8 protein-coding genes are annotated in these 11,953 nt (G+C 68.6%); 5 read left to right on the top strand and 3 right to left on the bottom strand.

Translation table 11 applies throughout. The features are described from left to right. Positions 1-123: 123 nt before the first annotated feature. Genes GKO32_RS10490 through GKO32_RS10505 form a run of 4 tightly spaced genes read left to right on the top strand, consistent with a single transcriptional unit; the run spans position 124 to position 4,416 of the window. On the top strand, positions 124-1,239 hold the full coding sequence (locus GKO32_RS10490; RefSeq protein WP_312867777.1) for an ABC transporter ATP-binding protein: 1,116 nt from the start codon (positions 124-126) through the stop codon (positions 1,237-1,239). Next, positions 1,236-2,609 (top strand): ABC transporter substrate-binding protein, encoded by a 1,374-nt coding sequence (locus tag GKO32_RS10495; protein WP_154756608.1) that lies wholly within the window; start codon positions 1,236-1,238, stop codon positions 2,607-2,609. Before GKO32_RS10490 ends, GKO32_RS10495 begins: the two co-directional genes overlap by 4 nt. Before the next feature lie 20 nt (positions 2,610-2,629). Further along, positions 2,630-3,568 carry a carbohydrate ABC transporter permease gene (locus GKO32_RS10500; protein WP_154756609.1) on the top strand — a complete coding sequence of 313 codons (939 nt, stop codon included), beginning with the start codon at positions 2,630-2,632 and terminating at the stop codon, positions 3,566-3,568. A gap of 2 nt (positions 3,569-3,570) precedes the next feature. Beyond that, complete coding sequence (locus GKO32_RS10505; protein WP_154756610.1) at positions 3,571-4,416, top strand: carbohydrate ABC transporter permease; 846 nt, start codon at positions 3,571-3,573, stop codon at positions 4,414-4,416. Position 4,417: 1 nt separating this feature from the next. Here GKO32_RS10505 and GKO32_RS10510 read toward each other — a convergent pair whose 3' ends face one another. Then, positions 4,418-6,175, bottom strand: coding sequence for an FAD-dependent oxidoreductase (locus tag GKO32_RS10510; RefSeq protein WP_154756611.1), 1,758 nt, complete (start codon positions 6,173-6,175; stop codon positions 4,418-4,420). Positions 6,176-6,299: 124 nt separating this feature from the next. Between GKO32_RS10510 and GKO32_RS10515 the strand changes: the two genes are divergently transcribed. Beyond that, positions 6,300-6,962, top strand: coding sequence for a TetR/AcrR family transcriptional regulator (locus GKO32_RS10515; protein ID WP_166459482.1), 663 nt, complete (start codon positions 6,300-6,302; stop codon positions 6,960-6,962). Here the strand turns inward: GKO32_RS10515 and GKO32_RS10520 are convergent. Further along, complete coding sequence (locus tag GKO32_RS10520) at positions 6,913-9,036, bottom strand: hotdog family protein (protein WP_154756613.1); 2,124 nt, start codon at positions 9,034-9,036, stop codon at positions 6,913-6,915. The two genes, GKO32_RS10515 and GKO32_RS10520, sit on opposite strands and share 50 nt — an antisense overlap. Continuing rightward, a partial coding sequence (locus GKO32_RS10525) for an SDR family NAD(P)-dependent oxidoreductase (protein WP_154756614.1) occupies positions 9,033-11,953 on the bottom strand: 2,921 nt, incomplete at its 5' end. The genes GKO32_RS10525 and GKO32_RS10520, both read right to left, overlap by 4 nt.

Below are 11,953 nucleotides of genomic sequence, written 5' to 3' on the forward strand. Positions count from 1 at the left end.
GGGTGGCCGGCCCTCCTGATTGGTTCTGCCGATCGACCGGCAGGTGTTTTCTATGGTTCCGTGGCCGCGCGTGCCGGCGTGCTGGGATTCTCCCGCGAACACGACCGAACGAAAGGGATATCCGTGGGCCAGATCCGGATCCGTGGGGCCACCAAACGATTCGGCGCCGTCACCGCGGTCGACGGGGTGAGCATCGACATCGCCGACGGCGAGTTCCTGGTCCTGCTCGGTCCCAGCGGGTGCGGCAAGTCGACGCTGCTGCGAGCCATCGCGGGGCTGGCCCAGCTGGACGCGGGAGCACTGGAACTGGACGGCCGCGACATCACGCACGTGCCGCCCCGCGACCGTGATCTGGCGATGGTGTTCCAGAGCTACGCCCTCTACCCGCACCTGTCGGTCGAACGCAACATCGGCTTCCCGTTGCGTGCCCGTCGTCGTCCCCGCAAGGAGATCGACCGCAAGGTCGCCGACGTCGCCACCACCTTGGAACTGACCGAACTCCTGCGACGCCGCCCCCGTGAGCTGTCCGGCGGGCAACGTCAGCGGGTGGCCTTGGGCCGCGCGCTCGTCCGTGACCCCGGCGCGTTCCTGATGGACGAACCACTGTCCAATCTGGACGCCAAACTGCGGGCGTCCACCCGGTACGAACTGGTCGAGCTGCACCGGCGCCTGCGCGGCACGTTCGTCTACGTCACGCACGATCAGGTCGAGGCGATGACGATGGCCACCAGGATCGCGATCCTCAACGCCGGACGGCTCGAGCAGGTCGGCACCCCGGCCGAGGTCTACGACGAACCGGCGTCCACCTTCGTCGCGGGGTTCCTCGGTTCGCCACCGATGAACCTGGTGCGCGCCAAGGTGTCCAGCCGCGGCCCGATGGTGTTCGCGACCGCACCCGACATCGACGTTGCGCTCGGCTTGCCCGGGCAGGTACCGGAAACCGAAGTGGTGCTGGGCATCCGGCCCGAACACCTGCGCACGCACGATGCGCGCCCCGGCATCGAAGGCGTGGTGCGGCTGGTGGAAAACCTGGGCGCCGAGGAGATCGCGCACTGCGACGTCGGTCCGGCGCGGGTCGCCGTCCGCGGCCCGCGACCGCTGCGGCTGTCCCCCGGCGAGCCCGTGAAGCTGTCCGTCGAACCCGATCACCTCCACCTGTTTCACCCGGACACCGGCCGCCGCCTGCGGTGGCAGGACGACCCGGTCCCGTCCCGTTCCGAACAAGGAGTGCTGGCATGAGAATCACCCGTTTCCGCGCCGGGGGCGTACTCGCCGCCGCCGCGCTGCTCGGTTTCGCCGGATGCGGGGTCCCGTCGACCTCCGGGTCCGCCGCGGTCGCGCAGGCCCCGGAGCTCGCGCCCGGTCAGCAGGTGTCGATCGTGTTCGAGAGCTACAACTTCGGTCTCGCCGGTGCCTGGACCGACACGTTCAACGCACTGATCGGCCAGTTCCAGCAGGCACACCCGAACATCAAGGTGACCGCACAGAAACCACAGGGCAGCGACCCCAACCCGGCAAAGAACGCGGCGTCGAGCGTGCAGACCGAGACCGCGGCCGGCAACCCGCCCGACGTCGCGCAGCTCGGGTTCGACACGCTCGATTTCGCCGCCGGGCAGCTCGGCGCGAAACCGCTCGACGATCTGGTCACCAAGAACGAGGTGCAGGCGAATTTCGGCGGCCAGTTCCCGTACGCGGCACCGATCCGCAATCTCGGTGACTCCGGCGGAAAGACCTACGGCGTGCCGTTCGTGCTGTCCACGCCGGTGCTCTACTACAACGCCAGCCTGTTCCAGAAGGCCGGTCTCGACCCGGCGAACCCGCCGAAGACGTGGGCGCAGGTTCAGGAGTACGGCGCGAAGATCAAGCAGGCGACCGGAAAGGACGGTGCCTACGTCGACTGCCTCACCCGGTCCGCCAGCGACTGGTGCTTCCAGAGCCTCGTGCGGTCCAACGAGGGGCGGGTGCTCTCACCGGACCGCAAGACGCTCCAGTTCGCCGACGCGCCCTCGGTGCAGGCGGTCAAGACGATGCAGGACCTGGTGACCGCGAACGCGATGCCGAAACTGTCGCAGGTGCAGGCGGTACAGGGGTTCGCCCGGGGCGACCTCGCGATGATGGTCGAGAGCAGCTCGCAGCAGGGCACCTTCCAGAAGGGCGCGCAGGGCGGCAACTGGGACCTGCGCGCGGCGGCACTGCCGGCATTCGACGGGCACGCCGCGGTGCCGACCAACTCCGGTGCGGCGCTGTTCGTGTTCTCCGGTGACCCGGCCAAACAGCGCGCCTCCTGGGAGCTGATCAAGTTCCTCACCAGTCCCGCGGCGTATGACGAGATCACCAGCAAGATCGGCTACCTGCCGCTGCGGCTGGACCTGCTGAACGACCCCGCGCATCTGCAGTCCTGGGCGGCCAAGAACCCGCTGGTCAAGTCCAATGTGGACCAGCTGAACCACGTCGAGCCGTGGATCGCCTTCCCCGGCAACAGCTACCAGCAGATCCGCGACGCGATGATGGACGGCGTGGAGAAGGCCGTGTTCCAGGGCGCCGACCCGCAGGCGACGCTCACCGCCACCCAGCAGCAGGTGACGGCACTGCTGCCCGGCGGGAAATGATCTCGCGGGACGGATAGCCGATGTTCGTGGAAATCCCGGCACCGGCGGTCGTGACACCCCTACGGGTGGCACGGCCGCCGCTGCCGCGGCGCCTGCTGCGCGCGGCGCCGCCGTATCTCTATCTCACGCCCGCGCTGGCACTGCTGGTGATCTGGACATACCGGCCGCTGGCACAGGCGGCACAGCTTTCGTTCTATTCCTGGAACCTGCTGCCCAGCCGGCCCGCGACCCCAGTTGGTCTGGACAATTACGTACGCCTGTTCCAGCTCCCGGCTGTCGGCGCGTCGTTGCGGCGCACCGGTGAGGTGATCGGCGGCCTGCTGCCGTTCACCATCGTGATCCCGGTCGTGGTCGGGCTGCTGACCCAGCGGGTCCGGGGCCGGGCCCGCGCGGTGTACCAGGCGATGGTGTTCGCCCCGCTGCTGGTGGCGCCGGTCGCCAGCGCGACGGTGTGGCAGTGGTTGCTGGATCCCGGTTCCGGCGCGGTGAACCGGATACTGGGCACGAACACGAACTGGCTGCACGACCAGCACTGGGCACAGCCGGCCATCATCGTGATGACCGGCTGGCACCTGCTCGGGTTCGCCGTGCTCGTCGTGGCGGCCGGGCTCGCCGGCATCAACCGTGACTACACCGAGGCGGCACTGCTCGACGGCGCGTCCCGTGGGCAGATCACACGGTGGATCACGCTGCCGCTGCTGTCCCCGACACTGGTGTTCCTGGCGCTGATGACGGTACTGCTGGCAGCACAATGGACGTTCCCGCTGATCGACACGATCACCCAGGGCGGCCCGTCCGGCGCCACCACGAACGTCTACTACCTGTTGTGGGACTACAGCTTCCACAGTTTCGACGCGGGACTCGGCACCGCGGCGGGAATGCTGCTGTTCGTGGTCTTCGGCCTGGTGGCCATGGTGCTGGTCCTGCTTTCGGAGAAACTCTCCTTTCACGACGACTGAGGATGTCCACTGTGGATACTGTGGTGGCCGGGCAAGCACGGTGGCGCACCGTTTCGGGGCACGCCGTGCTCGCGGTGCTCGGCGCGCTCTGCCTGTTCCCGATCTACTGGTTGTACGCGACCTCGCTGCGCCGACCGGAGGACGTGCTGTCGCTCTCGCCACTGCCATGGCCGCTTTCCCTGGACAACTACACCGAGGCCACGCATCTCGTCGACGTCGGCGGACTACTGGTCAACACCACGCTGGTGGCGCTGCTGACCGCGCTGGGCCAGCTGCTCACCGGGTTGCTCGCGGCGTACGCGTTCGCCGCGTGGAAGTTCCGCCTGCAACGGCTGTGTTACCTGCTGTTCGTCGGGACCTGGCTGGTGCCGTTCCAGGTCACGATGCTGCCGAACTACGTGCTGCTGCTGCAGCTCGGCCTGCTCAACACCCTTGGCGGGGTGGTGGTGCCGAACCTGTGCTCGGCACTCGGGGTGATGATGCTGCGCCAGCACCTCGACTCCTTCCCCAAGGAGCTCATCGAAGCGTCCACAATGGATGGACGCTCGTCGTGGACGACACTGTGGACGGTCGTGGTGCCGAACCTTCGTGCCCCGCTGGCCGCGTTGACGATCCTGCTGTTCGTGACGTCCTGGAACGAGTACTTCTGGCCGGCGATGGTCCTGCAGCGCACGAACGCCATGCTGCAGCTGGGCCTGCGCAGTTTCATGATCAGCGAGGGCAGCCAGGGCACCTACTGGGGCCCGCTGATGGCGGTCGCCGGGCTGGCCTGCCTGCCGATCTTCGTGCTGTACCTGGTTTTGCGCCGGCAGATCGTCAGCGCGTTCGTCCGATCCGGACTGAAGTGAGTCAGAGTGCCGCTTGCGCCGGCGTCGCGGCTCGGCGCGGCTCTCGGACCACGTTGTGGCCGGCGTGATAGCCGTAGGTGATGGCAAGGCCGAGCGTGACGCCACCGCCCCAGTAGCCGGCACCGGCGGGCGAGCCGATGCAGTTTCCCGCACCGTAAAGGCGAGGGATCGGCGTACCGTCCTCCCGTACGATTTGACCGTCGACGTTGATCTTCGGCCCGCCCTTGGTGCCGAGGCAGGACGCGCCGAGCAGGATCGCGTGGTACGGACCACGATCGGCGAAGGGGTACATCGTGTGGTTGGGCATCGGATCCGGGCGGGCATCGAGCGAGAAATAACGCTGTGGCAGCGTCGTACCACGCTGGAAGTCCGGGTCCTCGCCCGCACGTGCGTACTCGTTGAACTTCTCGATCGTCGATTTGAGACCGTCCACAAACGACGGTTCGAGCGCGAACCCGCCGGTGTGCCCGGAAAGCGAGGCGAGTCGCCGCGAAATGACGGACGCCAGCTCTTCGAGGGTGTCGCCGCTGATCAGGTACGACGGCCGCGGCTCGTCGGGCATCGGGACCGGCCAGCGGGTCGCCCACAACGTGTCGTCCTGCAGCACCGAGTCGTCGAAGACCTGGATCAGGACCCGGTTCGGGAACCCGCCGGAGGCGTCCTTGACCAGATGCGCTTTGCCCCGCTCGTTGTAGGACTCCTTCTCGTTGACGACCCGCTCACCGGCCGCGTTGACGAGGACCATGCTGTCACCGTGGAGCGTTTCGATCAGGCGCCCCTGCTCGAAGCTCTCCGCGCACAACTCGACCGGCAGCTCGGTCCACCAGGCCTCTTCCATGTTGTGCAGCGCCACACCCAGCCGCTCGCCGATCGCGACGAAGTCGCCCCGGTTGGTCGGCACCCCGCAGGTGCCGACAATCGGACCGCGCAGAAAGCGCTTACGCAGCTCCGGGTTGAATTCCATGCCACCGGTGCCGAACACGACTCCCTGGCGGGCCTGCACGGTGACCGGGCCGTCCGGCGTCTCGGCGACCACGCCGATGGCCGCGCCGTCGTCATCGAGGACCACCTCGGTGACCCGGTGTTCGAGCGCGACGGTGACGCCGTACTTCACTGCCATCACCAGGAGATGGCACGCCAGGTCGTAGCCGATGCCGTACTCCTTCAGGAACTCGACCCGGGCCTCCTCGAGCACCTCACCGCTGTCGGTCGCGTAGTCGACGACCGGGAACGGCAGCTCGCGGTCGCGGAACGGGCGGGGACACAACAGCCTTCCGTAGGGCGCACCGTCCTCTTCGGTCTCGAACCACGTCGGCAGCCCGAGCTCGTCGCCGCGCATCGAAAAGTTCATCCGCATCGGCAGGTCGCCGCTGTCCTCGAGATCCTGGAAGACCTCGGCGACATGGTCGTAGTAGAAGACGTTGAGGTCCCACAGATCCTGGGGCAGCCCATGACGCTCGGCGCCGCGCCGGTAGAGCTCCGGATAGGACAGCTTGGCCATGTGGGCGAGAGCTCCGTCGCGGCTCTCGGTGAAGCGCTCGTCGGTCTGGCCACGCTCGCGCATCCGGCGGTTACGCGGAACCCAGAATCCACCTGAGGACTTCGCGGTGTTGCCGCCGATCTTCGTGCCGGCCTCCAGCAACGCGACCGAGGCACCGGCACGAGCCGCCATCCCGGCCGCCGTCAGCGCCGCGGCACCGCTTCCGGCCACCACGACGTCGAATTCCTTGGCAGGCAAAGTCTGTGCAGCAGCGTTCATCGAATCCCTCCGTTGGAATTCCGGCGCTCCCGTATCGGACTATCGGTCCGATCGGACTGACAGTCCACACTGTCGCCGATCGCCGGCGTCGTGTCAATACGGCGTTGCGGGTACGGTTCGAGACGTGGAACGCCCGCTCATCAGGAAAGTCGCTGACACGCCGCCGGCAGCACCATCACAGCGCCGCGATCAGGTGGCGACGCGCCGGCGGATTCTCGACGCCGGCCGGCGGCTGATCGAAACGGGCGGCCCGGAGGCGTTCTCGACGGATGCGGTCGCCGCCGAGGCGGAGGTCGGCAAGGGGACCGTCTTCCGTCATTTCGGGGATCGCGCCGGCCTCATCGCGGCGCTGGTCGACGAATACCTCACGGTGCAGCGCGAGGCCATCGTGTCCGGACCGCCGCCGCTGGGACCGGGAGCACCACCGGCGGAACGCCTCGACGCCTACATCGTCGCGGGTATCCGTCTGCAGCACGAAAATCTGGCGATCGCGGTCACCTGTCAGCTGGAGTTCGGGCAGAACGCGCTGGCGAGTTCCGGGCCGCTGCACGCCCATGTCGCCGGGCTCCTGCGGGACCTGGGCGTCGGCAAGCCCGAAATCATCGCCACCATGCTGCTGGAGGCCCTTTCCCCGGTCAGCATCTACGTGCTGCTCGAACGGGGCGATCACCTCGACGAGGTGATCGCCGCCGCGCGGCAGCTGGTCGCCGCCATCGTCGCCCACCCGTCCCCGGCCGTTACCACGGCCGGGCGCCGGGCTCCCGCAACTCGACCGCGACCCCGGTGAGCTCGTAGATCCGCAGGCCGGGCTTCCACACGCTCGCCTCGCCGGTCACCCGCACCCGCCCTGGCCGGCGCTCGACGTTCTTGAGGTGCACCTCCACCGTCATTTCGCGGTCCTCGGCCAGAATCTGCCCACGGTAGCGCCAGGACATCGGCAGCTCGGCCGGCAGCACGAACTCCGGCTCCCGCAGCCCGTCGGCGAGACCCGCGTCGATCGCCCACTCCTGCATCGCCTGGATGACCGCCTCGACCCCGAGCGAGCCGGGCATCACCGGATCCAGGTGGAAGTGATACGCGAAGAACCAGTCGTCGGCCCGGATCGGGCGCACCGCGTGCAGGTAGCCCGCGCCGAACTTCCCGCCACCATCGACCACGGTGACCGAATCCAGCAACGCGAGATGCCCGCTGGAGGCGAGCGCGTCACCGCGTCGCGCGGCGACGTCGATGGTGCGGGCGGCCTGCGGAGCGGTGTCCAGCCACGGCGGCACGTAGGCGCCATTGTCCAGACCATTCTGGTTCGCCAGGGCGGTCTCGTTGAAGAACCCGAACAGCGACTCCCCCGCGTAGAACGGCTCCCCGTCCACGGAAAGCTCGTAGGAGAACGTCTGCAGCACGGCCCCCACCAGCACGGTGGTGTTGAGCAACCGGCTGGTCTGCTGGATGGTCTTGTCCCGCAGGTCCACTTCACGCAGCACGGTCGCGGTCCCGTCCAGATTGCGCAGGCAATAGTCCTCCTCGGGCGCGGTCAACGTCGCGCCGAGGAAATAGCCGAGTAGCAAGGCCGACTGCAGCGAAGTCTCCATGTAGACCACGTTCGGCATGGACGCGTTCGCGGATTCCTTGTAGTACCAGGAATCCGCGGGCGAATCGTACTCGGTGTGCCCGGTGGCACCGGTGAGGTTCCCGCGCTCACCGTCCACCGCCATGACGCGATCGCACAGCTGCAGCCCGTGGTTGGGCATCCGGGTCGCGCGGCGCCCCGCGTACCGCGCGAACTCCGGTCCCAGTGCGATGGCGAGGTCACCACGGGCGCTGTGTGTCATGTGGAACTCGCCGAGCAACGCGCGCTGCCCGAACCCGTTGCGGCGGCCGAAGAACCGCGGAATGACGCCCCCCGCTTCCGGGCCGACCGGGGTGCCGGGCTCCTCGCGGACCCGCAGCGTCAGGTCCCGGACCCGGGCGACCACCGTGCCGTCTCGCCGCAGCTCGGCGTTGACCCGCAGCCACGGCCGCGGGAGCAGGTCGATCTGCACGACGTCCAGGGTCAGCTCACCCGCGGTCATGGTCTGGACCAGCTCGACTTCGCAGGCGTCCGGCACCGTTTCGAACCGCGCGCCGGCGAGGCACAGGTGCAGGCCGGTCTGGATCGCGAACACCTGCGCTGCCTGCCAGACGACCTCGACGGCGGCGGCGAGCCCGTCTCCGCGCACCTGGTAGGACGCCCGCAGCTGCCCACGGTTCCAGGGGCCGCCGTGGCGCTCGATGCCGGAAACACCTGTCAAGGCGCCGTTTTCGCAGGCGGCGAGGCGGATCGCCGGGTTGACGCCTTCCTGGTCGTAGGCGGTACCGAGCACGTTCGCGATGGCGCCATGGGCCAGTTCGGCGAGGGCGGATTCGTCCAGTGCCGTGACCGGGGTGCGCGCGAGCGCCTTGAACGCGCTCATGGTGGACGCGGGCTCCGGCGCGGGGAGACGGACCGCATCAGGGCGCCGCGGCCCGGCCGCCACGGAAAGACCCGCATCGAGCGAGTAGCCGAGCGTAACGGTGTAAGCGCTTTCAGGATGGGTGGTTGCGGTGGTTCCGGCGCCCGCGGCCGTTGCGGTGGTTACGGTGCTCCCGGTGGGTGCTGGACGTCCGAGTGCGGCGAGCCGGTGCCGTTGCAGTCCGGTCTGCACCGCCATCGCGGAGGTGTGCGCCGCGATCAGATCGGCCCGGAAGTCCTGCAACAGACCGGAAACCGGGTCCCCGGTCCGCGGCGGCTCGGATGCTGGGGCCCGCCGGACGGGCTCTTCCACCGTCCAGGCAAGGGCGTCGAACGGCTCGCCGACGAAATCGAGCGCGTCGAGTTGGGCGGTCATCGGTTCTCCTCTCGCACCCGCACGGCCTCGGCGAACTTCGCGGTCATTTCCGGGGTCGCGATGACCGACAGGTCGGTGTAGCGCTGCAGCACCCGGCCGTCCGGGTCGCTCGCCGTGACGGTCACGGTGACCTGGGTCCGGTCGGAGTTCGCGCGCAGGTCGCCGACTTCGGCGATGAACAGGCGGTTTCCGGGCAGTGGGGCGAAATACTCGATGCGGCCGACCGTCAGCGGCAGACAGCCGGAGTCCATGAACCACACGCCCAGCAGCGATCCGGCCTGGATCACCACGTCGGCCAGCACCGGGCTGTGCGAGCCGCCCGCGAACTCGCCGTGCGCGAGCGGGGTGTCCGGCAGCCGGCATTCCACCACAAGATGCCGTTCCTCGCGCCGGAGTATGCGCCGGATCCCTTGCAGGAGCGGGCCGTGGAACAGGGTCGCGGTGCGGTAGACCTCGAGTCCGTCCTCTTCCCCTTCCCCGGGCTGGTATGCGGTGCCCGCCGGTGCGGCAGCGGGGTCGGCCGCGAGCGTGAAGGTGCCGGCGAAATGGGACGGTGGCAACGTTTTCCCGGGTTCGGCGCTGCGAATCCACGCCTTGACGCTGATGCGGTCGCCGTCGAGGACGCCGGCCTCGGCGTCGAGCCAGTAGTCACGCTGGTGACCGCCGTCGTACACGATGCCTTTGAGTACCTCGAAGCCGGAGCACTCGACCACGCGCAGGCCGGGGTTCGCCCGTTCCAGCACGTTGATCGCCCAGCCCAGGCCCGCGGCGGCGGGGAACACCGGGTACCGGCCGACCTGATGGTCGAGTAACACGGGGTCGGCGGCGAGCCCGGAAAGGTCGCGGTGAGCGGTGAACGCGGGTGTCCGACTGGGCACGGCGGGCGGTGCCAACGGGTTCGCCGGACCGGCGAGCACCGATACTTCGCGGGCTCGGGCGGCGGTGAACTGCTCGGCGAACAGGCGCGCGCCGTCGTCCATCCCGAGCAAGGTGACGCCACGGGCGAGGAACATCTCCCGCAGTTGCGGGGTGACCATGCCGCCGTCCCATGCGCCCCAATTGATCGTGGTGACCTGGCTGTCCGGCCGCTGGTGTTTCCAGCTGATCGCGACGCGGTTGAGCGCCTCGTTGGCCACCGCGTAGTCGGCTTGGCCGGGGTTGCCCAGTACGCCGGCGACGGAACCGAACAGGATCACGTGGCGCAGCGTGGCTTCGGTGAGCGCGGCGACGACATTGTGCAGACCGTCCACTTTGGTCGCGAGCACGGTGCGGATGTCCGCCGGGGTCTTGGCCGGGAGCAACGCGTCGGCCAGTGCACCCGCACCATGCACGATGCCGGTGACCCGGGCCTGGTGCGGGGCGAGCGCGGCCTTGGTGGCTTCGGCGTCGGTGACGTCGACCGCGATGTAGTGGGCGCGTGCCCCGGCGGCCGTGAGGTTCTGGACGGTCGCCCGGATTTCCCGCTGTGCCAGCAGATCGCGGGTGACGCGGTCGATGTGTTTGGGTTTTTCCCCGCGCAGGGCGGAGATGGCGGCGGGTTTGAGTGCGTCGTCGGCGATTCCCGTTGCCCAGCCGGGTTCTTCGGTGAGTTCGGTGCGGCCGAGGAGAATGAACTCGCATGGCCGGCGCGTGGCGAGTTCCCGGATGCAGTGGGCGGTCACGCCGCGAGCGCCGCCGGTGACGACGAGCACGTCGTCCGTGGTGATGGCCGGTTCGGTGCCGGCGGGTTCGTCGATGGGGCGGGGCCGGAGCGTCCAGCGGGCGCGTTGGGCGTCGATGGCGACCTCACGCACGTCGGTGGCCGCGTCGACGAGCTCGTCGAGGACGGCTTCGGTGAGGGCCTCGCCGGTGAGCTCGGGGGCGAGGTCGAGTGCGCGGCAGAAGAGGGACGGTGCTTCTTGGGCGAGGGTTTTGGTGAGGCCGCTGACGCCGCCGATGAGGGAGGCGGCGGCCGGCCGGTCCCCGCGGTGGCCGAGGGCACCGTCGATCCTGGTGAGGGTGACGAACGCGGCCCGGTTGTCGTTCGCGGTGAGGCGTTGGTGCACGAGCTTGGCGGTCAGGATCGTGTCGGCGAGGCACCGGGCGGCGGCGTGCCATTGCCCGTCGGCAGGCAAAATGGTGAGGACGAGGTCGAGCCGGTTTGCCGCGTCGAGGGCTGTGCTGAGGGTCCGCTGGATACGCTCGCCGTCCCATGTGGACAGTGGTGCGTCTTCCTGCCCGGTGGCGTCCACCCGGTGCACGGTCCAGCCGTCCTTCTCCAGCCCCGCGGCGAGCTCCGCCGCCGTGGACTCGCCATGATCGACGACGAGAGCCGTCTTGCCCTGGGGGTAGGGCTCATCGAGCCGATCGACGGCGGGGAGGCGCACCCGCTCGAGGCGCAGCAGCACCGGTTGCGTGGGCGCAGGACTGTCGCTTGTGGATGGTTCGGTTCCGCCGATGAAGCCGACGATGTCGTTCAGGGTGCGCAATTCCGCCACCTGCTCCGGCCCTACCGCCGGAACACCCTCCACACGATCCCTCAACGCACCCAAAATCTGCACCCGCTTGATCGAATCCACCCCGAGATCAGCCTCAAGATCCATCGACAAATCCAACATCTCCGGCGGATAACCCGTCTTCTCCGCCACAACCTCCACCAACACCGACCGCACATCCGAGCCCACCGGCTCGCCACCTTTGATGAAACCCACAATGTCATTCAAAGTGCGCAACTCCGCCACCTGCTCCGGACCCACCGCCGGAACACCCTCCACACGATCCCTCAACGCACCCAAAATCTGCACCCGCTTAATCGAATCCACCCCGAGATCAGCCTCAAGATCCATCGACAAATCCAACATCTCCGGCGGATAACCCGTCTTCTCCGCCACAACCTCCACCAACACCGACCGCACATCCGAGCCCACCGGCTCGCCAC

This window comes from Amycolatopsis pithecellobii, assembly GCF_009707865.1.
Taxonomy (GTDB): domain Bacteria; phylum Actinomycetota; class Actinomycetes; order Mycobacteriales; family Pseudonocardiaceae; genus Amycolatopsis_E; species Amycolatopsis_E pithecellobii.

Bases quoted from the DNA above. Each gene is read 5' to 3' on its own strand.
- GKO32_RS10495 (WP_154756608.1), top strand. From the start codon at position 1,236: ATGAGAATCACCCGTTTCCGCGCCGGGGGCGTACTCGCCGCCGCCGCG.
- GKO32_RS10500 (WP_154756609.1), top strand. From the start codon at position 2,630: ATGTTCGTGGAAATCCCGGCACCGGCGGTCGTGACACCCCTACGGGTG.
- GKO32_RS10505 (WP_154756610.1), top strand. From the start codon at position 3,571: ATGTCCACTGTGGATACTGTGGTGGCCGGGCAAGCACGGTGGCGCACC.
- GKO32_RS10510 (WP_154756611.1), bottom strand. From the start codon at position 6,175: ATGAACGCTGCTGCACAGACTTTGCCTGCCAAGGAATTCGACGTCGTG.
- GKO32_RS10520 (WP_154756613.1), bottom strand. From the start codon at position 9,036: ATGACCGCCCAACTCGACGCGCTCGATTTCGTCGGCGAGCCGTTCGAC.